Source organism: Xanthomonas sp. BRIP62418 (assembly GCF_003993495.1).
GTDB classification, from domain to species: Bacteria; Pseudomonadota; Gammaproteobacteria; order Xanthomonadales; family Xanthomonadaceae; genus Xanthomonas; species Xanthomonas euroxanthea.
The window spans coordinates 1-24,478 of the sequence record NZ_QEZG01000052.1 but is presented as its reverse complement, the minus strand read 5'-3'; the positions used below and the strand labels follow the sequence as shown (position 1 = coordinate 24,478).

Sequence of the window (24,478 nt, the reverse complement as noted above, 5' to 3'; positions counted from 1 at the left end):
GGCCGACGACCTAGAACGGATGACGACAATGATCAGAGCGAGTCTTTTGCTGCTGCCGTTACTGCTGCTCGGCGGCTGCGCCACCAGCGGTGCGGTCGGCGATGTGCCGGCCGGCGCGGATGTGACCAGCAAGACCATGGGCAACGGCGACAAGGTCGACGAGTACCGCGTCAACGGCCAGCTGGAAATGGTGCGGGTGACGCCTGCACGCGGGGCGCCCTACTTCCTGTACGACCGCGATCACGACGGGCATACCGATGCCGAGAGGGACAAGGTCAACAAGGTGTATTGGAAGCTGTATAGCTGGTGATTCGGGATTCGGGATCGAATCGGGAATCGGGAATCGTAGAGGGTCGGTCCATTGGCTCTTCAGTCGCTGGTCCCGGTGACGGCACCTTGCGGCGTTTCGGCGGCGAATTGGTGCGCGGTTCGGTGCGGGTCAGGCCCGGGGCGGGTGCCGCTGGTGGACAGATCTGCAAACCCCACGCTGTGGCCGGCCGGGCGCTGCCCGCCGACGGCAACGGCGGAGGCCGGCACGGCGAGCCGGAGCCGTTGGCCGGATCGAGTAGGCCGGTAGCGGCACTGGTGGCGTTGACGGAGGCCGGCGGCGTGCCCGACTGCGGTGACGGTCCGGATGCCGGCTGATGCGATGGGCACGCCGGCCACGCTGCCAGACGGGGGCCGAGGTGCATCGCCAGGCCGACGATGCGCGTCGCGGGCAGGCCGCCGATCAGTCCGGTCAGTGCCCTGGGACTCAGGCCCGACCTCCGACACGCCGACAGGCGGTGCCTCGCCGGCGATCATCGGACACCCGTCCAGGCCTGTCAGGCGTGCGACATGCAGGGCCACGCTCGAACTTTTGCAGTGGTAGCCACGCTCGGCCGGTGGCACCCGGCCAACCCGGCACGGGCTCTCAGCGTTGCGCAACCGCAGCCGTGTTCGGTGCGCTGGCAGTGGCAGGAGGCGCACTGGCCGGGGTGACCTGCGCCAAGGTCAGGCGTGCGGCACGCAACGGCTCCTCGGCATCGCCGTAGATGCCGGTCAGGATCTGCAAGGCCTGCTGTGCGTGAGCGCGCGCGGCAGCCCGCTGGCCGAGCCTGCGCTCGGCCTCGGACATGCCGCGCAGGATCTCGGCAGTCTGTGGATGCCCCCGGCCCAACACACGCAGGGACGAGGCCAGCAATGCGCGTTGTTCGGCCAATGCGGCATCCACCTGCCCGGCATCCAGCAGCCAGAGGGCATGGTTGCTGCGGGAGGTGATGGTGGCTTGCGCATCGTCGCCGAACACGGTGCGCGCACGCTCCATCGCGGCGCGGTAATGCGGGCCGGCCTCGGCCAGCTTGCCCTGCTGACGCAATGCATGGGCCAGGTTGCCTTCCACCATCAAGGTATCGGCGGCGTTATCGCCATAGAGCTTGCCGGTGACGCGCAGCAGCGCGGCCAGTTCGGTTTCGGCTGCGGCAAAATCGCGCTGCATCAGCAGGAACATGGCCAGGCTGTTGCGCATCGGCACGACCAGCGGATGGTCGGGACCATGTGCGGCAACCCGCTCGCGCAGCAGGCTGCGCTGCAACGCAATCGCCGGGGTCAGTTGCCCGACGTCGGCCAGAATGCCGGCATAGACATTGCCCGCGTCAATGCGTTGGTCGGCAGTGGTGGACGTGTTGGCCACGGCAGCGACATAGGCATGCCGGCCCTCCATCAGTGCATCGCGCATGCGGCCCTGGCCGCGCAGCGTCCACGCCAGCCACGCACGCATCTCATCGCCCAGCGCCTGCTGCCTCGCGTTGCCGTGCGCTGCCTGCGCCATGCCCTGGCGTAGCACCTGTTCGGCCTCGCGTGCCTTGCCGGCGCCAGTTAGCGCCTGGCCGAGCATCGACGCTGCCTGCAATGCCTGCAGGCTGGCAGCGCCCTTGCTGCGCTGCGCCAGTGCATGCGCAGTCCGCAGATGCGCCGCCGCCTGCGGATAGTCGGCAAGCGCGATCAGCGTGCGGCCCAGCGTCAGCTCCACCTGGAGACGCGCGTCAGGCTGGTCGGCCAGCTCGCGCGCGGCACGCTGCGACGCCTGCTGCAACACGCGCAGCATCAGCGTCTTGTCCAGACCCTGCGCAATGCCCGGATCCACGCTGGACAATACCGAACTCATGAAATCGCCGGTGACCTGCGCGCGTTGCGCATCGCGCGCAGCATGTTGCAGCGACCACAACGTTGCGCCCAGGCCGGCAATCAGCGCAGTGGACACCAGGGCGGCAGCCAACACGCCACTGCGGTGGCGCTGGGCAAACTTGCGCACGCGCAACCAATGGCCGGCCTGCAGGGCGCGTGGCGGATACCCGTCGAGCCAGCGATGCAGATCGTCCATCAAGGCCGACACCGATGCATAGCGTGCAACAGGCTCCGGCGCCAACGCGCACAACACGATCGCATCCAGGCCATCGCGTAGTTGCTGCTGCAGCCGCGGATGCGTGGTCGCGCGTGCCGCGCAGATCCGCGCACGCGCGTCGGCCGGTACCGCAGCCACGCGTTGCGATGGTGGCTGCGGCAACCCATCGCGCCCGGCCACCGGCGCCAGCCCGCAGCTCAACTCATAGAACATCGCGCCCAGTGCATAGATGTCGCTACGTGCGTCCACGTCCTGCGCGCCGCGCGCCTGTTCCGGACTCATGTAGCCGGGCGTGCCGCGCCCCTGCGCGAAGCGCATGGCCGGGTTGGCCGCATCGATCGCGATGCCGAAGTCGATCACGCCCGGCATCGGCCGCCCGTCGACGTCGCTGACCAAGACGTTGCCGGGCTTGAGGTCGCGATGGATCACGCCTTTCTGATGCGCATGCTGCACCGCTTCGCTGACCCGCAGCATCAGCTGCACACGCGCCTGCAGTGACAGCAGATGCGCATCGCACCACCAGGTGATCGGCTCGCCGCGCAGGTATTCCATCACCAGGTACGGGCGGCCGTGCGCGTCGGTGCCCACGTCGTGGATCTGCGCGATCGCCGGGTGCACCATCTGCGCCAGCAAGCGACATTCAAACTCGAACAACGCGCGGCCCTGCACATCCAGCGCGTCGGCGGCGACCAGCTTGATCGCCACCTCGCGCTCGTACGCACCGTCGGCGCGATGGCCCAGGTATACCTGGCCCATGCCACCGGCACCGATCAGACGGTCGATCGCCCATGCACCGAAGCGGGTACCGGCCGGCAGTTCCGGCAATGGCGCGCGCAATGCCGCCACGGCCTGTTTCAACGGTGCGCGGACGCGTAGTGTGGCCTGCGATTCCACTGCCAGCATCGCCAGCAATGTATCGCGCAGCCCCACGTCCTCGCCGGCCTGCGCGCGCGCAAACGCCTGGCGCGCGTCCACCGGCAGCTGGCAGGCCTGATGGAACAAGGCTTCCAATCGCTGCCAGGAGGTGGCGGCACTGCTCATAGCTGCGCCGCCAGCCACACCCGCGCAAAGCGCAGATCGCGCTCCAGCGTCGGCACCGATACCTCCAGTTGCGCGGCCGCCTCGGCCACGCTGAAACCCACCAGTTCGGTCAGCGCGAATGCCTTGGCCTTGCGCTCATCCACGCGCGCCAGCTTGTCGAAGGCATCGGCCACCATCAGCAATGCCTCCGGCCGCGGCGCGCCATCGGACAGGCTGATCGTCAACGTTACCGCCTGCCCGAGCCGCTTGGCGCTGGCCTGCCGCCGCGCCAGATCCACCAACAGATGGCGCATCTGCAGCGCGGCGACCGAATAGAAATGCGCGCGCGACTGAAACCCCTGCTGGCCCTGCTCCAGCCGCATCCACGCCTCATGTACCAGCTCGGTCGCCTGCAAGCCCGCGCGTGCATCGCGCCGCAGCGCCCGCAACGCGGTCTCGCGCAGCGCCCTGTACACCTGCCGCGCCAATGCATCGCCCGCGCCGGGTTCGTCGCGCTGCCAGGCCTGCAACAACTCGGTGATCGGCAGCTCGGACATCGGGCCATCTCGCCTGCGTGAGAACCCAGTATCCCGCATTGGCGATCGGGTGGGCGTTTCAAAACCAAACGGTTTAGCTCGCTCGATCAGCCGGGGCTTGGTACCCAAGCATCCCGCGCAACGGTCAGCCTGCCATGCTGCATTTTCTTCAGCCAGCGCCGTTCCCGACCCTGACCTCGATGCGATGCCGTTGCGATTGGCTTTGCGTTGGCCGCCACCCAAGGCACAGGCAGGGTCCATGCAGCTTTCCAGCGCCGCGGTGCATCGAGGAAGGGGCCGGCCGGTTGGCCTGGATCGGCGTCGATCGCACCAACGCGTGACGCAGCGCCGGGTTCATGAAACGCGGTGATGGCCTGGCGCCGCTTTTCTCGGTTGGTCAGATGACAGGCCCCGGGGAGCGGGCCGCAGGCAGCACCCGCATGAGCAACACCGGCTATGACAACGCCATCGTCCCGCAGGCCTCCGCATCGGTGGAGGCGCACGCGCCGCTGATGAGCGAGCTGCTGGCCTATATCGAGCAGCATATCGGCGAAGCCGAGCTCGGTACCGGATCCCTGCAGCAGGCGTTCGCGGTGTCGCGTGCGTCGTTGTACCGGCTGTTCCAGTCGCGTGGCGGGGTGGCCCGCCATATCCGCGAGCGGCGCCTGTGCACCGCGCACCGCTATCTGCAGGCCTACCCGGAGTGCAGCCTGACCTGGTTGCTGTACGAGGTAGGCTTTGCATCGGAGCGCCAGTTCCAACGCTGTTTCCAGCAGCGTTTCGGCATGCCGCCGGTGCAGTGGCGCCGCCAGTGCCGTGCCGCGCAGCCGACGCATGCGCCACGCCGCGGGCACGCCATGCCGCTATGGCGCTTCATGCGCGAGCTGAGCCCGCACCCGCTCCGGGAAGACGCGCCGGTGCGCTCCGCAGCCTTGCTGGATCGCGACCTGCTGCATCCCGACGCGCTACGGCGTCTTGCACACGCCACACGGCTCGCTGCAGCTCGGCCGGAGCCGATGGAACGCTGATCCAATCGGCGTAGGAGCGGTGCCTGCGCGCGATGGGGTGTTGCCGGTAACGCTTCGTCGCGCTCGGGCGCGCTCCTACGAAAAGACGTGCCGCCAAGAGGATGTGCGATTTGAGCGCGCGATGCGCTGCAGGTGGTCCTGCGCAGCAAGACGTCCGGCGATCAGCGGATCACCAGCACCGGAATCGAACTGTGCGTGAGCACTTCCACCGTCTGGCTGCCGAGCAGCACGCGGCGCATGCCGCGGCGGCCGTGCGAGGTCATGATGATCAGATCGCTGTTGCACTCCTTGGCGGTCTGCACGATGCCTTCGGCGGCGAAGCGGTCCAGCACGTGGCGCGAGGTGGCCTTGATATTGGCCGCGGCTGCCAGCTCCAGCGCCGGGCGCAGGATCTTCTCTGCGGCAGCTTCGCGTTCCTTGCGGTACTCCGGACTTGCCTCGTAGCCCACGCTCCAGCCCATCGCGTCGTACATGCCCATCGCCCACGGCTCGGACACGGTGACGATGTCCACCTTGGCACCGGTGGCCTTGGCCAACTCCAGGCCTTGGAACAACCCGCGATGCGACAACTCGGACGCATCGATGGCGATCAGGATACGTTTGTACATGGTGACCTCCTTGGATGACCGGCCTGGCTGCCGGTGGAATCAGCCTGCCAGTCCGCTGCGGCACACGCCTTGATCCGCATCAATGCCGCCACGCGGGTTGCTGCAATATTCAATCGGTTGGCGCTGCATCGGCAGCGTCGCGACGTGCGCGTAAGCGCGCCGGATTGCCCAGCGCGGTCGCGCCGGCCGGCACATCGCGGGTGACCACCGCGCCGGCGCCGATCACCGCATCATCGCCGATGCACACGCCCGGCAGGATGATCGCACCGCCGCCGATCCACACGTTGCGCCCGATGCGGATCGGTCGCCCGAACTCCAGCCCGCTGGCGCGTCCTGCCGCGTCGCGCGGATGGTCGGCGGCATAGAACTGCACCGCCGGGCCCACCTGCGTGCCCTCGCCGATGCTGACCTCGCAGACATCCAGGATCACGCAGTTGAAGTTGAGGAACACGCCGGCGCCCAGGCGGATGTTGTAGCCGTAGTCGCAATGAAACGGCGGGCGGATCACCGCGCCTGCGCCCACCTCGGCCAAGCGCTCGACCAGCAGCGCGTGCCGGTGGGCAGACGGCTGCGCGGCGCTGGCGTTGTAGCGCGCCATCCAGTCGGCCGCGGCCGCCTGGTCGGCCTGCAGTTGGTCATCGGCAGCGTTGTAGAGCTCGCCTGCCAGCATCTTGTGTTTTTCGGTGCGCATCGGGCGTGGATCTGTCTGCGTTCGATTCGAACGCAAGGGTGTCACGGATGCCGCGGTGAATGCATCGGGCGATGCACCAATGCTGCCGTCAGCGCCTTCATGCCGATGACACTGTCCGGCCGGATCGGGACGCGGCTGCCGCCTAACGAGCACACCCCGGCAATGCAGCGATTGCACGCCCCGCCTACACCACCGTCAGATTCGCGTAGGCCATCACCAGCCACTTGGCGCCGACGTCATCGAACTGCACCTGCACGCGCGCATGCCCACCGGCGCCTTCATAGTCCACGACCACGCCGCCGCCGAACTTGGGGTGTTGGACATTGGCACCGAGCTTGATCGGTGCGGCTTCGACCACGCCGTGTACCGGCCCGCCGCGCGTCGCGCCCAGCGAGGCGGTGCGTGAGACCTGCACTTTCGGGCGCACTTCGTGCAGCAGGTCGCGCGGGATTTCGCGCAGGAAGCGCGAGGGCACGTTGTAGTTGTCCTGGCCGTGGATGCGCCGCGATTCGGCGTAGCACAGCACCAGCTTCTGGCGCGCACGGGTGATGCCCACATAGGCCAGGCGCCGCTCTTCTTCCAGCCGGCCGCTTTCTTCCAGCGAGCGTGCGCTGGGGAACAGGCCATCTTCCAGGCCGACCAGGAACACGATGGGGAATTCCAGGCCCTTGGCCGAATGCAGCGTCATCAGCTGCACGCCTTCTTCGCCGGCCTGCGCCTGGCCTTCGCCGGCCTCCAGCGAGGCGTAGGCCAGGAAGGCCACCAGCTCGGTCATGCCCTGGCTGTCTTCATCGTCCGGGCGGGTGAAGCGCGAGGCCACCGACACCAGTTCGTCCAGGTTCTCGGTGCGCGATTCCGAATCCAGCCCGCTGCGGCTTTCCTTGGCCCAATGCTCGCGCAGGCCCGAGCGCATCAGCACATGGTCGATACGTTCGGCCAGTTCCATGTCGCCGGTTTCGGCATGCAGCTGGCCGACCAGGCTCAGGAACGTGGCCAGCGCATTGCGGGCGCGCGCGGCCAGGGTGTTTTCCTGCGTGCACAACATCGCCGCTTCCCACAGCGACAACGCATTGGCGCGTGCCAGGCGGCGCACTTCATCCAGCGTGCGATCACCAATGCCGCGCGTGGGCGTGTTGACCGCGCGCTCGAACGCGGCATCGTCGCTGCGGTTGGTAAGCAGGCGCAGGTACGCCAACGCATCCTTGATTTCGGCGCGCTCGAAAAAGCGCATGCCGCCGTACACGCGGTACGGCAGCTGCTCGGAAATCAGCGCTTCTTCCAGCGCGCGCGACTGCGCGTTGCTGCGATACAGCACCGCCACTTCGCCGTAGCTGCCGCCGTCGCGCACCCACTGCCGGGCGCGCTCGACCACATAGCGCGCCTCGTCGACCTCGTTGTAGGCCGCATACAGGTCGATCGGATCGCCGTCGCCGGAGTCGGTCCACAGCTGCTTGCCGATGCGGTCCGGGTTGTGCGCGATCACCGCATTGGCCGCGCCCAGGATATTGGCGCTGGAACGGTAGTTCTGCTCCAGCCGCACGGTCTGCGCGCCGGGAAAATCCTTCAGGAAGCGCTGGACGTTCTCGACCTTGGCACCACGCCAGCCGTAGATGGCCTGGTCGTCGTCGCCGACCACGAACACGTGGCCGGTCTCGCCGGCAAGCACGCGCACGAAGGCGTACTGGATGGCGTTGGTGTCCTGGAACTCGTCGACCAGGATCTCGCGGAAGCGCGCACGGTAATGCGCCAGCAAGGCCGGGGTGTCGCGCAGCAGTTCATGCGCGCGCAGCAGCAACTCGGCGAAATCCAGTAGGCCGGAGCGGTCGCAACGCTCCTGGTAGGCGGCGTAGACCTGCCGGCGCACCTCGGTCCAGTCGTCGTTGGGCTCGGGCTGGATATGCTGCGGACGGCGGCCTTCGTCCTTCTGCTCGTTGATCCACCAGCTCATCTGCTTGGGCGGATACTTGCCCTCGTCCAGCTCCAGCGCCTGCACCACGCGCTTGACCAGCCGCAGCTGGTCGTCGCTGTCCATGACCTGGAAGCCTTCCGGCAGCCGCGCATCCTGCCAGTGCAGGCGCAGCAACCGATGCGCCAGCCCATGGAAGGTGCCGATCCACATCCCGCGGCTGCCGTTGCGCAGCTGCAGGTCGGTACGGTGGCGCATTTCGCCGGCGGCCTTGTTGGTGAAGGTCACCGCGAAGATGCCGTGGTTGGGCACGCCCTGGACTTCGTTGAGCCAGGCAATGCGATGGATCAGCACGCGCGTCTTGCCGGAGCCGGCGCCGGCCAGCACCAGGTAATGCCCCGGCGGCGCGGAAACGGCCTCGCGCTGGGCGGGGTTTAAATGATCGAGCAAATGAGAGACATCCACCGCCGCATTTTACCGGTTGTGGCGTCGCTGCGGCTGAGATTGCGATGAAGCGGTTGGGAATGCGCGGCTGCGCTTTGCCCTCATCCGCCCTGCGGGGCATCTTCTCCAATGGGAGAAGGACGTAAGGCCCCTCTCCCGGTAGGCGAAGAGGCGCCGCTTGCGCGCCATTGGCGCGCGTGTCCTGGATCGCCCGCGTCGCAAGACGTGGGCCGGGCGCGGATCGGGGATCGGGGTGAGGGTACGAGGCGAAGCAGCCGGTGCATCACGTCTGAAGGCGCGTGGCGACGCGTTTGTCACTGCAGGCACTGGTAGATGTCTGAGGCGCCCCCATCCGGCGCTACGCGCCACCTTCTCCCGGCAGGAGAAGGGAGCGACGCCGATCAATCACCGCCCAAGCAGTCCCAACACATCCCGCGCAATCACCGCTGCCTGTTCACGCAGCTCCGGTACCGCCAGGCTCTCCCACAACGACCCGATCCGCAGGCTGCCGATCACCCGCAGCCGCGGATTGGCGCGCCCATCGGCATCGATCAGGCAGCCATCGGCATCGGTATCCACCCCGATCCCATGCGGCCCGGCGACCGCAATGCCCTGCCCCAGCAGTTGCTGCAGCAGCGGGTTGCGCATCGCCTGCACGCGCATTTCCACGCCGGTGGCGTTGACCAGCGTCTGCACATCCAGCTGCAGCGCATGCCCGGCACTGGCGCCGGCACTGAGCCGCACGCAGGCACCGGCCTGGTACGCCACCTCCAGCCGCGCGCGATGCAGCTGCAATTGCCCGCGCGCGCGCATCGCCTGCAACTGCGCATGCACCGGCGCGGCGATGCGGTGGCGATGCACATCCCAATAGCGCACCACATGGCGCAGGAAGCGGCGTTGGTCGGCGATCGACAGCGTCTGCCACAGTGCCTGGCTCAGCGGGCGCAGACGCTCCATCACGCTCTGCCAGGGCAGGCCTTGCGCCATCGCAACCCGCGCATGCTGCCGCACGCTGCGCATGCGCGCACGCAGCGGCAGCGCCAGCAACGGTTGCGGGTCGAAGTCCGCCGCAATGCAATGCGCCTGCGGCAACGGCAGCAGCCCGTGCCGCGACACCACGTGCACCGCCCCGCGATGCGCCTGCGCGGCCAGCGTCACCACCGTGTCGGCCATGCTCAGTCCCGAGCCGACGATGCACACCGCCGCCTCCTGCGGCAACGCGGCGACCGCCTCGGTATCCCAGGCTTCCACCCGCTGCGCTGCCGACAGGCCGGTGGCCCCGCGCAGTGGCAACGGCCGCAACGCATTGCCTACCGCCAGCACCACGCTGGTGGCCTGCAGGGTCTGTCCATCGTCGAGCTGCAACAGCGCGCCATCGGCATCGCATTGCAATGTCTGTACGCGGGCGCCGTGCACGGTGAGCGTCGCCGGGCCCTGCGCACGCGCAGCCTGCAGGCGATTGCGCAGGTAAGGCGCGTAGTGCCGACGCCCGACGAAGTGCTGCGGCAGCTGCGCGTCCTCCAGCTCCGGGCAGCAGCTGTGCGCACGCAGGTAATCGACGAAATCCTGCGGTGCCTCCACCAACGCACTCATCCGCGCGGCGGGCACGTTGAGCAGATGTTCCGGCCGCGTGGTGGAGTAGGCCACGCCCTCGCCCAGCACCGCGTGCGGCTCGATCAGCACGATCTGCAGCGGCGCCACGGCCTGACGCAGCAGCTGCAGCGCCACCAGCACGCCGGATGCGCCACCGCCAACGATGGCGATCACTGCATCGCCGGGATCACGCAGTTCATTCATCCGGCAATTGTAGGCGATGCGTCGCGTCGCACCGATGACAGTGGCCATGCCCGCCGCAATGGCCGGGGTAGCGCCGTGCAGACAGACCGGTCGACTGCCGCGCCCGTCCAATAGAGGTCGCCTGAGGCGTCAGTTGCAGCGCGGGCACGCCCGCACCCGGTAAGACCTTGCTGGCCCACGCCTGCACCCAGCACGACGCCTGCCATCGCAGGCACCACCCACGCTCCACCGGGCACTGCACCGCGTGAACCGGCCAACACGCGCAAGGTCTACATCAACGCATCGGCCAGGCGTGCAATGCCCTCGCGGCTGCGGCGCCAGGCCGGGCGCGTGCGCCACTGCTCCAGGTCCAGCTGGCGGGCGTTGGCCAGGTAATCCTGCTCGATCGCACGCAACCGCTGCACCACGCCCCGGTCATAGCAGAGCATGCCGATCTCGGCGTTGAGCGCGAACGAGCGGATGTCCAGGTTGATCGAGCCGACCAGTGCGATGTCCTCATCCATGCTCAGGTGCTTGGCATGCAGGAAGTGCGGGCGGTACAGCGCGATCTTGACCCCGCAGCGCAGCAGCTCCTCGAAATACGCCTCCTGCGCCCAGGCCGCCAGGACCTGGTTGTTGCTCTCCGACAGGATCAGCTGCACATCCACGCCGGACACCGCAGCGATGCGCAAGGCGCTGAGCAAGGCTTCGTCGGGGACGAAGTACGGCGTCACCAGCACCACCTTGCGGCGCGCCAGATGGATCACCGCGTTGATCGCATCGCGTGCATTCTCGAACGGATACGCCGGCCCGCTGGGCAGCAACTGCGTGGCGATGTTGGCCTCGCAGACCGGTGCGTCCGGCCACACGTCAAGGCGCTGCCCGGTTTCGGTAAACCAGTCGCTGGCGAACACCGCTTCCAGATGATTGACCACCGGCCCGCGCACGCGCGCCACCAGCTCGCGATTGGGCACGCCATCAATGAAGCCGGCCTCGGCCAGATTCTGCGAGCCGACGAAACCCACCTGGTTGTCGATCACCGCAATCTTGCGGTGGTTGCGCAGATCCATGCGCCCGCTGCGGCGCCAGCGCAGGCCGCCGGGCAACACCGCCAGCACGTCCACGCCAGCATCCTGCAGCCGCTTGCGGTAATGGCGCAGACCGCGCTTGGCACCCACCGCATCCAGCAGCACGCGGCAACGCACGCCGCGCGCACTGGCGCGTTGCAGCGCAGCGACCACCGCATCGCCCACCGCATCGTCGAACATCAGGTAATACAGCAGGTGCACGCGCTTTTGCGCCGTGTCGATCGCCGTGACCAGGGCCTGCAGCGATTGCGCGTAGTCGTCCAGCAACTCCACCGCATTGCCCAGCGTGGGCATGAAATCGCCCTGGCGTTCGATCAGCGGCACCACCTCGGCGCTGCTGGTGTCCGCCTGCGGGGTCCAGCGCAAGGCGTGCAGGGGCAGTTGCTGCTCGCGGATCACCTGCGAGGCGGTGGCCTGGCGTTCCACCCGCACCCGCGAGAGCCACGGATGCCCGAACAGCAGATACAGCGGCAGGCCGACCACCGGCACGAAGCCGATCAGCAGCAACCAGCTACGCGCTGCACCGGGCGTGGTGCGGGCCGGAATCCACAACAGCGCGGCCAGGCGAATCACCCAGTCCAGCGCCAGCAGCCAGGTCCCTTGCAACCAGTCAGGCAGCATCAGCAATCCGTTCTCAAGAAGGTTCCGATTCTGACCGCCCGGTGTGTGAACGCAACGGGGCGGGCGCGTCGATCGGCACGCAATAGCGAAACGGCCCGCCCTGCGCATCGGCCGGCTGCACGCGCTCGGCGCAGACCTGCCGCAGCGTCTGCACGAACGCCGACTGCGCGCGGGTGGGATGCCAGTCGCTGCGAAGCGTCATGCCGATCTGGCGGCGCAGTTGCGGCCCGGCGCGGCCGATCTCGCACAGCAACCCGGCGCGGCGCTCGAACAGGAACTGGTCGCGCGACATCAGCGTGAGCCAGTCGCCTTCCAGCAGCAGCCCGCGGATGGTCAGTTCCGCGCCGCATTCGATGCGCAGTGCCGGTGGCTCGATCCGCTGATCGCGAAACATGCGCTCCCAGCGCGCGCGCACCGGTGTGCCGGTGGTGGCGATCACCCAGGGATAGTCCAGCAGCTGCGCAAATGCATAGGCGCGCCCGGCCAGCGGGTGCCCGCTGCGCGCCACGATCACCGGCTCGTCGTCGAACAATGGCTCCTGCAGCACATCGCGCAGCGGCAACGGCTCGCGCAGCGCACCGATCAGCAGATCCAGCCCGCCCTCGCGCAGATGCGCCAGCAGCTCGGCATACGGGCCTTCGACCACGTTGACGCTGGCACCGGGATGCGCGCGCGCAAACCGCGCCAGGACCTGCGGCAGCAGGATCGCCCGCGCCAACGGCATCACCCCCAGCGCGATCCGGCCGGCATGCTGCGAGCGCAACCCGGCAACGTCGTCCAGGCCGGCGCGCAATTCGGCCAACGCCAGGCGCACCTGCCGCAACAGCCGCGTGGCCACCGGCGTGGCTTGCACGGTCTTGCCGCGACGCACCGTCAGCGGTACCTCGACCACATCGGCCAGCGACTGCACCGCGCGGTAGATCGCCGGCTGCGAGACCCCGGCGCGCGCCGCCGCCAGCGAATAACTCCCCGCCACATCCACCGCGACCAACGCCTGCAGCTGCCCCAGCGAAACCCGTCGCTCCAGGCCGGGGCGCGCCGGCAGCCGCAGCGCCCGCCGTGCCACCCGGATGCCGCGCCCCAGTTGCGCCAACGCCCGCTCGATGCGCGGCACCAGCAGCTGCGTGGCCTCGGTGGCGACCATGCCGCCCGGATGCCGCTCGAACAGGCGCGCGCCGAGCTGCTGTTCCAGCCGCGCCACCGCCTGCGTCAATGCCGGCTGCGACAGGTTCACCTGCGGCGCGGCCGCGCTGATGCTGCCCAGCCGATGCACCACGGCCAGGGCGTACAGATGGCGAAGGTTCGGCTCGGGAGTCGGCGGCATGCTCTAACTATAAGCAAAACCAATATGCATACCTCAAATGAATCTTGAGCCAGCAGGCGATCGCCGCACAGACTCGGCGCACTCCTAACGAGGATGGATGGATGAGCCAGGTCGTCACCCGGATCGAGCGCACCCCGCTGGCCATCGTCGACGGGCTTGCGCAGGCCGGGGTGGCCACCGTGCACGAGGCGCAGGGGCGCAGCGGCCTGCTGCATCATCGGCTGCGCCCGATCTACACCGGCTGCCGCATCGCCGGCACCGCCGTCACCGTGTCGATCCCGCCCGGCGACAACTGGATGATGCATGTGGCCATCGAGCAGTTGCAGCCCGGCGACGTGCTGGTGGTCGCGCCAACCAGCGCCTGTTGCGACGGCTACTTCGGCGATCTGCTGGCCACCTCGGCGCAGGCGCGCGGCTGCCGCGGGCTGGTCATCGATGCCGGGGTCCGCGATGTGCGCGACCTCACGGCGATGCAGTTTCCCGCCTGGAGCCGCGCGATCTGCGCGCAGGGCACCATCAAGGAGACGCTGGGTTCGGTCAATGTGCCGCTGGTCTGCGCCGACGCGCTGGTGCAACCGGGCGATGTGGTGGTGGCCGACGACGATGGCGTCTGCGTGGTGCCACGCGCCACCGCTGCCGCGGTGCTGGCCGAAGCGCAGGCGCGCGAAGCGCGCGAACTGCTCAAACGCGAGCGCCTGGCACGCGGCGAACTGGGCCTGGACATCTACGCCATGCGCGAACGCCTGGCGGCCAAGGGCCTGCGTTATGTCTGAGCAGGTACGCGCGATGTGGATGCGCGGCGGCACCTCCAAGGGCGGCTTTTTCCTGGCCGATGAGCTGCCGGGCGAGCGCGCCGCGCGCGATGCCTTCCTGCTGCGCGCCTACGGCTCGCCGGATGTCCGCCAGATCGACGGCATGGGCGGCGCCGACCCGCTGACCTCCAAGGTGGCGGTGGTGTCGCGCTCGGCGCGCGCCGATGCCGACGTGGACTATCTGTTCCTGCAGGTGTCGGTGGAACAGGCACAGGTCAGCGACGCGCAGAACTGCGGCAACATGCTGGCGGGGGTTGCGCCGTTCGCACTGGAACGCGGCCTGTTGCCGGCACGCGATGGCGAGACCGAGGTGCGCATCTTCATGCGCAACACCGGCACGCTGGCCACCGCCAGCGTGCAGACGCCCGGCGGCCAGGTGCGCTACGACGGCGACGCCCGCATCGACGGCGTGCCCGGCACCGCCGCACCGATTGCGCTGGCATTTGCCGACATCGCCGGCTCCTCGTGCGGCGCCTTGCTGCCCACCGGCAACCGTGCCGATCTCCTGGATGGCGTGCAGGTCACGCTGATCGACAACGGCATGCCCTGCGTGGTGCTGCGCGCCAGCGATCTTGGCATCAGTGGCTACGAAGACCGCAGCACGCTCGATGCCGACGACGCGCTGAAAAGCCGCCTGCAATCGCTTCGTCTACAGGCCGGCCCGTTGATGCGGCTGGGCGATGTTGCCGAGGCCACCGTGCCGAAGATGATGCTGGTCGCCGCCCCGCGCCACGGCGGCGCGATCAGCGTGCGCTCGTTCATTCCGCACCGCTGCCATGCCTCGATCGGCGTACTCGGCGCGGTCACCGTGGCCACCGCCTGCCTGCTGCCCGGTTCGCCCGCCCATGCGCTGGCGCAGCTGCCCGGCGGCAGCACGCAGCAGCTGGAGGTCGAACATCCCAGCGGTGCGAGCAGCTGCGTCATCACCGTAGACGCACGCGGCGAGGTGGTGCGTGCCGCGGTGCTGCGCACCGCACGCAAACTGTTCGATGGGCAGCTGTATGGCTGAGCGGATGGATGCGCCAGCGGGCTGGATCGATGGCCATCGCCAGTGCCAGGCCCGCTCCCTGCGCCTGCCTTGCGGCGTGGCCGGCACCACCTGCCACAACGACCTGCGGCTGAGCATCCATGCGCGGACCGCAACCTACGTGGGCACCTGCAGGTTCCGCGCGCCGTGTGGGTCAGCCTCCCGCGCACGTGGTCGTTTGCTCCCTGATCCCGCCGCCCCGAGAAGACCCCTGCCATGATCATCGACTGCCACGGCCACTACACCACCGCGCCCGCGGCGCATGACGCCTTCCGCAAGGCGCAGATCGCGCACTACGACGACCCGGCCCTGCCCGCGCCGGTGTATCCGTCCATCTCCGACGACGCATTGCGCGAAAGCATCGAGCAGCACCAGCTGCGCCTGCTGCGCGAGCGCGGTGCGGACATGACGATTTTTTCGCCACGCGCCAGCACCATGGCGCACCATATCGGCAATGAGGCGGTCAGCCAGGTGTGGACGCGCCACTGCAACGACCTGATCGCGCGGGTGGTGCAGCTGTATCCGCACACCTTCATCGGCGTGTGCCAGCTGCCGCAGTCGCCGGGCGTGCCGATCGCCCAATCGATCGCCGAGCTGGAACGTTGCGTCACCGAACTCGGGTTTGTCGGCTGCAACCTCAACCCCGACCCGTCCGGCGGCCACTGGAACGGCATGCCATTGACCGATCGCGCGTGGTATCCGTTCTTCGAGAAAATGGTCGAGCTCGACGTGCCGGCGATGGTGCATGTGTCGGGCAGCTGCAATGCCAACTTTCACGCCACCGGTGCGCATTATCTCAACGCCGATACCACCGCGTTCATGCAGTTTCTCGAAGGCGACCTGTTCGCCGATTTCCCGGACCTGCGCTTCATCATCCCGCACGGTGGCGGCGCGGTGCCGTATCACTGGGGCCGCTTCCGCGGCCTGGCCGACATGCTCGGCAAGCCGCCACTGTCCACGCATGTGATGCGCAATGTGTTCTTCGATACCTGCGTGTATCACCAGCCCGGCATCGACCTGCTGTTCGAGGTCATCGACATCGACAACATCCTATTCGGCTCAGAGATGGTGGGCGCGGTGCGCGGCATCGACCCGCAGACCAGCCAGTATTTCGACGACACCAAGCGCTATATCGATGCCTTGGCGATGTCCGACGCCGACAGGCGCAAGGTGTTCGAAGGCAATGCGCGGCGGGTGTATCCGCGGCTGGATGCGCAGTTGCGCGCGCGCGGGCTGTAGCGGTGTTCCCTTCTCCCATCGGGAAAAAAAGGTGCCCGCAGGGGCGGATGAGGGGCGCCTCGGAGAGCAGTCACCGCCTGCGACGTCAAACGCGTCGCCACGCGCCGTCAGAAGTAAAACACCGACTGCTTCGCCTCGAACTGCAAACTACTAACGGTGCGTGCAATCGGAAAAACGACGTCTCGCTCCCTTCTCCCATCGGGAGAAGGTGCCCCGCAGGGGCGGATGAGGGTAGTGCAAAGCCTCTGCTGCGAGTGGCTTCGCCCCGTCGTACCCTCACCCCAACCCCTCTCCCGGAGGGAGAGGGGTATGCACGCTGGATAAGGGACGTGTAATCGGAAAAATCATCGATACCCGTCAAGAACACCGCGATCGATTTCCACAAACGCAAACACCCGCCTTGCGGCGGGTGTTTGCTGGATGCAGATCGGTAATCGGTGGATTACTTGATCTTGCCTTCCTTGTACATCACGTGCTTACGCACGACCGGGTCGTATTTCATCATTTCCATCTTCCCCGGAGTGTTCTTCTTGTTCTTGTCCGTGGTGTAGAAGTGGCCGGTAGCGGCCGAGGAAATCATACGAATCTTGTCACGCTTGCCTTTTGCCATGACTGCTTACTCCTCAGACCTTTTCGCCGCGCGCACGCAGCTCTTTCAGAACGGCATCAATCCCGTTCTTGTCGATGGTGCGCAATGCATGCGCGGAGACACGGAGCTTCACCCAACGGTTCTCGCTGGCGACCCAGAAGCGGCGCTCATGCAGGTTGGGCAGGAAGCGACGACGGGTTCTGTTGTTTGCGTGGGAGACGTTGTTACCCGTCTGCACACGCTTGCCGGACACTTGGCATACGCGGGACATTACGCACCTCGATAAATGAATTGCCACCCATAGCCTGGGGAGCGGCGGCCCCGACAGCATCAAGCTGCCACGCAACGTTGGGAATCAAGAACTTACGCTGGGAACAAGCCGGCAACCCCATCGCGCTGGGTGCCGCCATCCGGAGCGATCCGGGCACAGCGAGCCGCGCATTATGCACGGCAATTCCTTGTGCCGCAAGCACTTAGCCTGCACCACCGTTGTGTGCCGCCTGGCGCCCGGCACCCCTTGCCTATCCACCGCTGACTGAGGCTGCGGCCATTCGGATCCCGGCAGACGCGCCTGCCGGGATCGTGTCACGTCTCAACCAACCGCCTTCGTTGCAAGCCGCCCCGGCCGCTCGCGGTGCAGCCAGCGATACAGCACCGGCAGCACCAGCAAGGTCAGCAGGGTGGACGAGACGATGCCGCCGATCACCACCGTGGCCAGCGGGCGCTGCACCTCGGCCCCGGCGCCGACGTTGAAAGCCATCGGCACGAAGCCCAGCGCGGCCACCAGCGCGGTCATCAGCACCGGGCGCAGACGGCTCAGCGCGCCTTCGCGCAGTGCCTGCTCCAGCGACAGGCCCTCGGCCCGCAGGCTGCGCACGAAGGCGATCATCACCAGGCCGTTGAGCACCGCCACCCCCGACAGCGCGATGAAGCCGACGCCGGCGGAGATCGACAAGGCCAGGCCGCGCAGCGCCAAGGCCACCACACCGCCGGTCAATGCCAGCGGCACGCCGCTGAACACCACCAGCGCATCGCGCAGCGAGCCGAACGACCAGTACAGCAGCGCGAAGATCAGCAGCAAGGTCCCCGGCACCACCCAGGCCAGGCCCTGGCCGGCGGAGATCAGTTGCTCGAAGGTACCGCCGTAGCCGATCCAGTAGCCGGTGGGCAGCACCACCTCGGCCCGCACGCGCTGCTGCACCTCGGCGACGAATCCGCCCAGGTCGCGGTCGCGCACGTTGGCGGTGATCACGATGCGGCGCTTGCCGTCCTCGCGATTGATCTGGTTGGGCCCGAGCACGGTGTCGACCCTGGCGACTTCGCGCAGCGGCACCGTGGTCGGTTCGCCACTGCGCCAACCGGCCGCGCGACTGGACTCGTCGGCATCGGCGCGCTCGCCATCGCCGCGCAGCGGAATCGGCAGATCGGCCAACGCCGTCGGGTCCTGCCGCAGCCCTTCCGGCAGCCGCACCACGATGTCGAACCGGCGGTCGCCTTCGAACAGCTGCCCGGCCGCCTGCCCACCCACCGCCGCCGCCACCGTGTCCTGGACCACGCCGGGATTGAGCCCGTACCCGGCCAGCGCGGCGCGATCGGGCACCACTGCCAGCATCGGCAGGCCGGTGGCCTGCTCCAGGCTCACGTCGGCCGCACCCGGCACCGTGCTGGCGACTTCCTGCACGCGTTGCCCCAGGGTGACCAGCGTGTCCAGGTCATCGCCGTAGACCTTGATCGCCACGTCCGCCCGCACGCCGGAAATCAGCTCGTTCATGCGCATCTGGATCGGCTGGGTGAACTCGTAGTTGTTGCCGGGCAGCTGCTTCACTGCCTGCTCGATCTCGGCCACCAGTTTCGCCTTGGGCTTGCGCGGATCCGGCCATCGCTCGCGCGGATGCATGATCAGGAACGTATCGGCCACCGACGGCGGCATCGGATCGGTGGCCACTTCGGCGGTGCCGAGCTTGCCGAACACATGCGCCACTTCCGGAAACTGCTTGATGCGTTTTTCCAGCGTGGATTGCATGGTGATGGCCTGTTCCAGGCTGGTGCCGGGAATGCGCAAGGCGTGCAGCGCGATATCGCCCTCGTCCAGGTTCGGGATGAACTCGCTGCCCAGGCGCGTGGCCAGGACCGCGCACAGCGCCACCGCCGCCAACGCACCGAGACCGACCCAACGGCCGTGACGCAGCGCGCGATCCAGCAACGGCGCATACACGCCGCGCGCCCAGCGCATCGCGCGGTTTTCGTGCTCGGCCACCTTGCCGCCGAGCAACAAGGCGATCGCCGCCGGCACGAAGGTCAACGACAGCAGCATCGCGCCGGTCAGCGCCAGCACCACGGTGATCGCCATCGGGTGGAACATCTTGCCTTCGATACCGGTCAGCGCGAACACCGGCAGGTACACCGCGGTGATGATGCCCAGACCGAACAGGCTGGGACGGATCACCTCGGCAGTGGCCTCGGCGGTCAGTTCGAAACGCTCATCGCGCTCGAGCACCCGCCCCAGGCGCAGCTGCGCCTGGCCGAAGCGGCGCAGGCAGTTCTCCACGATGATCACCGCGCCATCGACGATCAAGCCGAAATCCAGCGCGCCCAGGCTCATCAGGTTGCCGGACACGCCACCGCGCACCATGCCGGTGAGGGTGAACAACATCGCCAACGGAATCACCGCCGCGGTGATCAGGGCCGCGCGCACGTTGCCCAGCAACAGGAACAGCACCACGATCACCAGCAACGCGCCTTCGACCAGGTTCTTGGCGACGGTGACGATGGTGCGGTCCACCAGTGCGGTGCGATCGTAGACCGGCACCGCCTGCACGCCGGCCGGCAGACTGGCATTGGCCACTTCCAGCCGCTGCGCTGCGGCCTGCGCCACGGTGCGGCTATTGGCACCGACCAGCATAAACACCGTGCCGAGCACCACTTCGCTGCCGTCCTGGGTGGCCGCACCGGTACGCAACTCGCGGCCCTCGCCAACCTGCGCCACATCGCGCACCCGGATCGGCACACCCTCGCGTCGATCCAGCACGATCGCGCCGATCTGGGCGATGTCATCCACCTGCCCCGGCACCCGCACCAGGAACTGCTGGCCGTTGCGTTCGATATAGCCGGCGCCGATGTTGCGATTGTTCGCGTCCACCGCGCGCGCCACATCGTCCAGCGTGAAGCCCAGTGCGACCAGGCGTGCCGGATCCGGGGTGATATGGATCTGCCGCGCATAGCCGCCGATGGTGTTGACCTCGGTCACGCCGGGCACGTTGCGCAACTGTGGGCGCACCACCCAATCCTGCAGGGTGCGTAGATCGGTGGCCGTCCACGCACTGCCATCGGGTTTGCGCGCATTCGGTTTGGCTTCCACCGTGTACATGAATATCTCGCCCAGGCCGGTGGCGATCGGCCCCAGCTGCGGCTCCAGGTCGGCCGGCAGTTGCGACTTGACCTGCTGCAGCCGCTCGGCCACCTGCTGCCGCGCAAAGTACAGATCGGTGCCATCGGCAAACACGGCGGTGACCTGCGACAAGCCGTAGCGCGACAACGAGCGCGTGGACTCCAGCCCCGGCAATCCTGCCAGCACCGTCTCCAGCGGGAACGTCACCCGCTGCTCCGACTCCAACGGCGAATACCCCGGCGCGGCCGTATTGACCTGCACCTGCACATTGGTGATGTCGGGCGTGGCATCGATCGGCAGGCGCGAAAAACTCCACGCGCCGATCGCAACCAACACCGCCGTCAACGCCAGCATCAGCCACCGCTGCGCGATCGCGAACCGGATGATGTTAGTGAGCATGACGCGCACCTCCGCGCACACTCGGCGCAACGGCGTGCGCAGCCACGCCGATCAGTGCATGCGTACGCACGCACGGCGCTTGTGCAATCGCAGCGGGTGGCCGGCGGCCGGCGGCACTGCAGCCAGGATCCCGACCTCCGCCAACATCGCGGTCGCCCCCGGCGCATCCAACCTCTGCCGCGCAGATTCTCACGCTGTTGCTGGTGTGATCGCCCGCGCCGCGACCGCGTCGATGCCGTAAAACGCGTGTCGCTGAAGCATGGAAGCGCTGTTCGCACGCCCATGCGTGCGGCCGAGGAAGAAGCAAGCCGTAAACGCAGCGATCAATGATCATGCGAGGCCCCCGACTTTTCGATGTCGGCCTTGACCAGATAGCTCTGCTCCACCACCACCGCATCCCCCAACGCCAGACCGGACACCACCTGCACCTGCTGCGCATCGCGCGCGCCCAGTGTCACCGGCCGCACCTCGTACACATCGCCAACCCGCACGAACACCACCTCCCAGTCGCGGAACTGCTGCAAGGCCCCCACCGGCACCACCATCGCCGCCGGCTGCTGCGCCACCGTCACCCGCGCCTTCACTGCAGAGCCCGGCCGCCATAAGCCGTCGCTGTTGCGCAGCACCGCGCGCGCCACCGTGCTCTGACTGGCCGTGGCCGTGCCCGGCAACACGCGCTCCAGCGTGGTCTGCGCCACCACGCCATCGCTGATGCGCGTCACCGTCACCGGTGCGCCGGCAGTGATGTGCCCGGCATCGGCGCCGAAGATGTGCAGATCCACCCACAGGCTCGACAGGTCGGCGATCTCGAACAGCGCCTGGCCTTCGCTGGCGTTGCTGCCCAGGCTGGCGTTGCGGGCGAGCACGGTGCCGCTGATCGGCGCGCTGACCGGATACGTGGTCAGGCTCAGATTGCTCTCCACCGTGGCCAGGACCTGGCCGGCGCGCACCTGGTCGCCGACGTTGACGCGCAGGCTGCGCACCGGCCCGGGAAAGCGCGCGGTGGCCTGCGCCTGCGCACCTTCTGCCGGCGTCAGCAGGCCCTGCACCTCGTGCTGGTCGGCGATGCTGCCGGGACCGACCGGCGCGACCCGGATGCCGGCGTCCTGCGCGATCTTCGCCGCGATGGTGGTGCGGCCTTCATAGCTGGGATAGGCCCAGCGACGCGGCTTGCCCTGCACGGTGGCGCGCACTTCCACGTCGAACGAATGCGGCTCGCCGACCGTGCTGTCGGCCAGCAGGCTGCCGTCGTCGCGCGCGCGCAATCGATGCACTTCGTGGACGCCGCCGAGCCGGGTCAAACGCACTTCGACAGTGCCGGCGCCGGGCGGCAAGGGCTTGCCGTCGTGGTACAGCCAGGCGCGATAGGTCGGCGGCGTGCCGTCTTCAGCAATCGCCAGCTCCACGCTGTCGCCGTCCTGGCGCAGCAGGCGCCCACCGTGCGCGCCTTTTTCGGCGTCTTCGCCATGTGCGTCGGCCTCGCCCTCGGCACCGGGCGTTGCATGGTCATGTGCTTCTTCGCCGTTGCGGCCGCAGCCGCCCAGCAGCAGCGCCAGCAACAGCGGCGCGATCAGAAAACGTGTCATCGAAGAACATCCTGGTGGGCACCGACGCGCTGCGCCGGGCGAACGAACGAAGAAGGGGTACGCCGGACGCTCTGGCTGCGCGGTGGGCGCGGGCATCACCTGGCGACTGCTGGATGCCGGCGCGATTGCGAACGTCGATACCGATCCCGGCGCAGCAGATCCCGGCGCACACGGGCAGGCAGGGCGAAAACGCACAGCGGACGTCGCGCTCATGGCCGCACCTGCGCAGCGTTGTCGACCACGAATGGCTGCCCGGTCAGGCGCTGGATCTCGATCAATGCGCTCTGCGCTTCCAGCGCCGCCGCCAGCTGCTGCTGGCGTGCATCGCTGCGCTGCGCCTGCAACTGCGCCCAGTCCAGATAACTGGTGGCGCCGGCGCGGTACGCGCGCTCGGCGGCGGCATCGGCACGCGCAAGTGCGGGCAGCACATCGCTGCGCATACGCGCCACTTCCAGCTGCGCGGCGCGGTAGCGGCCATGCGCGTCGGCCAGCGTGGCGTAGAGCGTCAGTGCCTGCGATTGGCGTTCGATCTCCAGCAACGACAGCTCCGCCTCGGCGGCGCGGATCTCCGGTTGCGCACGCGCGGCGCTGCCCAGCGCTAGCGAGACGCTGCCCAGCAGTGCGGTGGCATCGTTGGCTTCGAGCCGGCGCACGCCCACCTGCCAGTCCAGATCCGGGCGCGCCTGGCTGCGTGCCAGCCGCACCCGTGCCTCGCGCACGCGCTGCTCACCGTTCAAGCGCGCCAGTTCGGGAGTGGCATCGAGCAGTTGCGCCAGCACCTCGAACTCGGGAATCGCCGGCAGCTGCAGCGGGTCGCCGGTGACCTCGCCGAAGTCCGGCGTGCGCTGCCCCCACAACACCGCCAGCTGGCGGCGTGCGGCCAGCAGCTCCTGCTGCGCGCGATCGCGCTCCAGTTCCGCGCGCGCCTGCAGGGCCTGGGCGGTCAGCAGCACCGATTCAGGCGAGGCGCCGGCCTGCAGCCGCTGGCGCGCGGCACTGACGGTGCGCTGCCGCTGCGCCAGCGTTTCCAGCGCAACTGCCTGCCGCTGCGCGGCCATGCCGATGGCCAGATAGCGCCGCGCCACTTCGGCCAGCACATCCAGGCGCGCCAGCGCGCGTTGCGGGGCCAGTGCGTCGATGCGTGCCTGGGCCAGGGTGCGGCGTGCGTCCAGCTTGCCGCCGCGTTCCAGCACGCCAGCCAGGGTAACGGTGAGTTCGGCCTGGTCCAGCGCGCGGGTCGGGCCGGTGCCGAACACGTTTTCCAGTTCGGCGCCGATGCGCAACGGCGGACGCAGCGCGTCGCGCTCGGCCTCGGCGGTGAGGACCGCGCGCTGGCCATCGGCCAGGCGCAGGTCTGGGTGCTGCCGGGCGACGCGCGCGATGGCGTCGTCCAGGGTCAGCACGGGTTTGGGCGGTGCGTCCTGCGCCATGGCGCACGGCACGACCGCGAAGACGGCCAGTGCCGTCAGTCGCAACCACATGAGGGTGTCTCCGGAATCGGGATCGATGGACAGGCCGGCAGCCGCCGGCGATGCATCAGGCCGCGATCGGGGGACGCAATCCGGTCTCGCTCAGGTGCGAGCGGTAGTACGCGAACACGGCCACGGGTTGGGCCTGCGCGTGCGTGGACAGCGGCAGCCAGGCCAGCGCCGGCAATACCGCCGGATTCTGGCCGTGGCAGTAGCCGCTATGCATCAGGGCGTGCATCAGGCCGGCCCCGTCGCGCTCGCCGGCATCGCCTTCGTCGGCGCCGTCATGGCCATGCGGCGCGGTGTCTTCCAGGTGCATCTGGTCGTGCGCCAGTGCATGCACATCGCCCAGCGCGCAAGCCACCGGTGCGACCAGCACGCCCATGACCAGCACCGCCAACGCCATCAGGCGCAGCAAGGGGTGCAACAGGCGGGCGCGGTGAAGCAGCATGGGCGCAGCGTATCGGGGCGGGTGCAGTTACACAATCGCATGGGCGGCCCGGGCACGCACCGGCACGGCAGCGCGGTAGGAGCGGACCTGGGC

19 protein-coding genes are annotated in these 24,478 nt (G+C 68.3%); 5 read left to right on the top strand and 14 right to left on the bottom strand.

Going from position 1 to position 24,478, the window contains the following annotated elements; genetic code table 11:
- Positions 1-28 precede the first annotated feature (28 nt).
- Positions 29-310: a DUF2782 domain-containing protein gene (locus EO174_RS20525; RefSeq protein ID WP_104585172.1), complete on the top strand. Its 282-nt coding sequence runs from the start codon at positions 29-31 to the stop codon at positions 308-310.
- Positions 311-913: 603 nt separating this feature from the next.
- Here the strand turns inward: EO174_RS20525 and EO174_RS20520 are convergent.
- Both EO174_RS20520 and ecfK read right to left on the bottom strand, forming a co-directional pair.
- Complete coding sequence (locus tag EO174_RS20520) at positions 914-3,442, bottom strand: serine/threonine-protein kinase (RefSeq protein WP_126947089.1); 2,529 nt, start codon at positions 3,440-3,442, stop codon at positions 914-916.
- Positions 3,421-3,960 carry an ECF-type sigma factor EcfK gene (ecfK, locus tag EO174_RS20515; protein WP_126947086.1) on the bottom strand — a complete coding sequence of 180 codons (540 nt, stop codon included), beginning with the start codon at positions 3,958-3,960 and terminating at the stop codon, positions 3,421-3,423. Before ecfK ends, EO174_RS20520 begins: the two co-directional genes overlap by 22 nt.
- A gap of 353 nt (positions 3,961-4,313) precedes the next feature.
- On the opposite strand from ecfK, the gene tagK reads away from it, so the two are divergent.
- Positions 4,314-4,967 carry a transcriptional regulator TagK gene (gene tagK, locus EO174_RS20510; RefSeq protein ID WP_126947152.1) on the top strand — a complete coding sequence of 218 codons (654 nt, stop codon included), beginning with the start codon at positions 4,314-4,316 and terminating at the stop codon, positions 4,965-4,967.
- A gap of 161 nt (positions 4,968-5,128) precedes the next feature.
- On the opposite strand, the gene EO174_RS20505 is transcribed toward tagK, so the two are convergent.
- The 6 genes from EO174_RS20505 to EO174_RS20480 all read right to left on the bottom strand — a co-directional run bounded on the left by EO174_RS20505 (position 5,129) and on the right by EO174_RS20480 (position 13,425).
- Positions 5,129-5,575, bottom strand: a complete 447-nt coding sequence (locus tag EO174_RS20505) for a universal stress protein (protein ID WP_104585166.1) — start codon at positions 5,573-5,575, stop codon at positions 5,129-5,131.
- 109 nt (positions 5,576-5,684) lie between these two features.
- Positions 5,685-6,266 (bottom strand): sugar O-acetyltransferase, encoded by a 582-nt coding sequence (locus EO174_RS20500; protein WP_126947083.1) that lies wholly within the window; start codon positions 6,264-6,266, stop codon positions 5,685-5,687.
- A gap of 184 nt (positions 6,267-6,450) precedes the next feature.
- Positions 6,451-8,637 carry a DNA helicase II gene (uvrD, locus tag EO174_RS20495; RefSeq protein ID WP_126947080.1) on the bottom strand — a complete coding sequence of 729 codons (2,187 nt, stop codon included), beginning with the start codon at positions 8,635-8,637 and terminating at the stop codon, positions 6,451-6,453.
- 384 nt (positions 8,638-9,021) lie between these two features.
- Entirely contained in the window at positions 9,022-10,413 is a 1,392-nt protein-coding gene (locus EO174_RS20490) for an FAD/NAD(P)-binding protein (protein WP_126947077.1), read from the bottom strand.
- A 269-nt stretch (positions 10,414-10,682) separates the two neighbouring features.
- A complete protein-coding gene (gene cls, locus EO174_RS20485; protein WP_104650350.1) occupies positions 10,683-12,101 on the bottom strand; it encodes a cardiolipin synthase in 1,419 nt (472 codons plus the stop codon).
- A gap of 13 nt (positions 12,102-12,114) precedes the next feature.
- Positions 12,115-13,425 carry a LysR substrate-binding domain-containing protein gene (locus EO174_RS20480; protein WP_126947074.1) on the bottom strand — a complete coding sequence of 437 codons (1,311 nt, stop codon included), beginning with the start codon at positions 13,423-13,425 and terminating at the stop codon, positions 12,115-12,117.
- Between the two features lie 101 nt (positions 13,426-13,526).
- Here EO174_RS20480 and EO174_RS20475 point away from each other — a divergent pair, with 101 nt between their 5' ends.
- From EO174_RS20475 to EO174_RS20465, 3 genes are all read left to right on the top strand, one after another.
- Complete coding sequence (locus tag EO174_RS20475; RefSeq protein ID WP_126947071.1) at positions 13,527-14,198, top strand: 4-carboxy-4-hydroxy-2-oxoadipate aldolase/oxaloacetate decarboxylase; 672 nt, start codon at positions 13,527-13,529, stop codon at positions 14,196-14,198.
- On the top strand, positions 14,191-15,246 hold the full coding sequence (locus EO174_RS20470; protein ID WP_126947068.1) for a 4-oxalomesaconate tautomerase: 1,056 nt from the start codon (positions 14,191-14,193) through the stop codon (positions 15,244-15,246). The genes EO174_RS20475 and EO174_RS20470 overlap by 8 nt, the downstream gene beginning before the upstream one ends.
- A gap of 234 nt (positions 15,247-15,480) precedes the next feature.
- The gene (locus EO174_RS20465; protein ID WP_126947065.1) at positions 15,481-16,503 is read left to right on the top strand and encodes an amidohydrolase family protein; all 1,023 of its coding nucleotides are present in this window, start codon (positions 15,481-15,483) and stop codon (positions 16,501-16,503) included.
- Positions 16,504-16,945: 442 nt separating this feature from the next.
- Here EO174_RS20465 and rpmG read toward each other — a convergent pair whose 3' ends face one another.
- From rpmG to EO174_RS20435, 6 genes are all read right to left on the bottom strand, one after another.
- Positions 16,946-17,113, bottom strand: a complete 168-nt coding sequence (gene rpmG, locus EO174_RS20460) for a 50S ribosomal protein L33 (protein WP_002809462.1) — start codon at positions 17,111-17,113, stop codon at positions 16,946-16,948.
- Positions 17,114-17,126: 13 nt separating this feature from the next.
- Complete coding sequence (rpmB, locus tag EO174_RS20455; protein WP_002809459.1) at positions 17,127-17,363, bottom strand: 50S ribosomal protein L28; 237 nt, start codon at positions 17,361-17,363, stop codon at positions 17,127-17,129.
- A gap of 321 nt (positions 17,364-17,684) precedes the next feature.
- Positions 17,685-20,879 carry a CusA/CzcA family heavy metal efflux RND transporter gene (locus EO174_RS20450; RefSeq protein WP_126947062.1) on the bottom strand — a complete coding sequence of 1,065 codons (3,195 nt, stop codon included), beginning with the start codon at positions 20,877-20,879 and terminating at the stop codon, positions 17,685-17,687.
- 323 nt (positions 20,880-21,202) lie between these two features.
- On the bottom strand, positions 21,203-22,465 hold the full coding sequence (locus EO174_RS20445; RefSeq protein ID WP_126942890.1) for an efflux RND transporter periplasmic adaptor subunit: 1,263 nt from the start codon (positions 22,463-22,465) through the stop codon (positions 21,203-21,205).
- A gap of 209 nt (positions 22,466-22,674) precedes the next feature.
- A complete protein-coding gene (locus tag EO174_RS20440) occupies positions 22,675-23,946 on the bottom strand; it encodes a TolC family protein (protein ID WP_126947058.1) in 1,272 nt (423 codons plus the stop codon).
- 55 nt (positions 23,947-24,001) lie between these two features.
- Positions 24,002-24,385, bottom strand: a complete 384-nt coding sequence (locus EO174_RS20435) for a hypothetical protein (protein WP_164740283.1) — start codon at positions 24,383-24,385, stop codon at positions 24,002-24,004.
- Positions 24,386-24,478: the final 93 nt, after the last annotated feature.

Coding starts and splice junctions, on each gene's coding strand:
- ecfK (WP_126947086.1), bottom strand. CDS start 3,960: ATGTCCGAGCTGCCGATCACCGAGTTGTTGCAGGCCTGGCAGCGCGAC.
- EO174_RS20490 (WP_126947077.1), bottom strand. CDS start 10,413: ATGAATGAACTGCGTGATCCCGGCGATGCAGTGATCGCCATCGTTGGC.
- EO174_RS20505 (WP_104585166.1), bottom strand. CDS start 5,575: ATGTACAAACGTATCCTGATCGCCATCGATGCGTCCGAGTTGTCGCAT.
- EO174_RS20500 (WP_126947083.1), bottom strand. CDS start 6,266: ATGCGCACCGAAAAACACAAGATGCTGGCAGGCGAGCTCTACAACGCT.
- EO174_RS20450 (WP_126947062.1), bottom strand. CDS start 20,879: ATGCTCACTAACATCATCCGGTTCGCGATCGCGCAGCGGTGGCTGATG.
- EO174_RS20445 (WP_126942890.1), bottom strand. CDS start 22,465: ATGACACGTTTTCTGATCGCGCCGCTGTTGCTGGCGCTGCTGCTGGGC.
- EO174_RS20435 (WP_164740283.1), bottom strand. CDS start 24,385: ATGCTGCTTCACCGCGCCCGCCTGTTGCACCCCTTGCTGCGCCTGATG.
- rpmB (WP_002809459.1), bottom strand. CDS start 17,363: ATGTCCCGCGTATGCCAAGTGTCCGGCAAGCGTGTGCAGACGGGTAAC.
- EO174_RS20465 (WP_126947065.1), top strand. CDS start 15,481: ATGATCATCGACTGCCACGGCCACTACACCACCGCGCCCGCGGCGCAT.
- EO174_RS20470 (WP_126947068.1), top strand. CDS start 14,191: ATGTCTGAGCAGGTACGCGCGATGTGGATGCGCGGCGGCACCTCCAAG.
- EO174_RS20480 (WP_126947074.1), bottom strand. CDS start 13,425: ATGCCGCCGACTCCCGAGCCGAACCTTCGCCATCTGTACGCCCTGGCC.
- EO174_RS20440 (WP_126947058.1), bottom strand. CDS start 23,946: ATGTGGTTGCGACTGACGGCACTGGCCGTCTTCGCGGTCGTGCCGTGC.
- EO174_RS20525 (WP_104585172.1), top strand. CDS start 29: ATGATCAGAGCGAGTCTTTTGCTGCTGCCGTTACTGCTGCTCGGCGGC.
- cls (WP_104650350.1), bottom strand. CDS start 12,101: ATGCTGCCTGACTGGTTGCAAGGGACCTGGCTGCTGGCGCTGGACTGG.
- rpmG (WP_002809462.1), bottom strand. CDS start 17,113: ATGGCAAAAGGCAAGCGTGACAAGATTCGTATGATTTCCTCGGCCGCT.
- EO174_RS20475 (WP_126947071.1), top strand. CDS start 13,527: ATGAGCCAGGTCGTCACCCGGATCGAGCGCACCCCGCTGGCCATCGTC.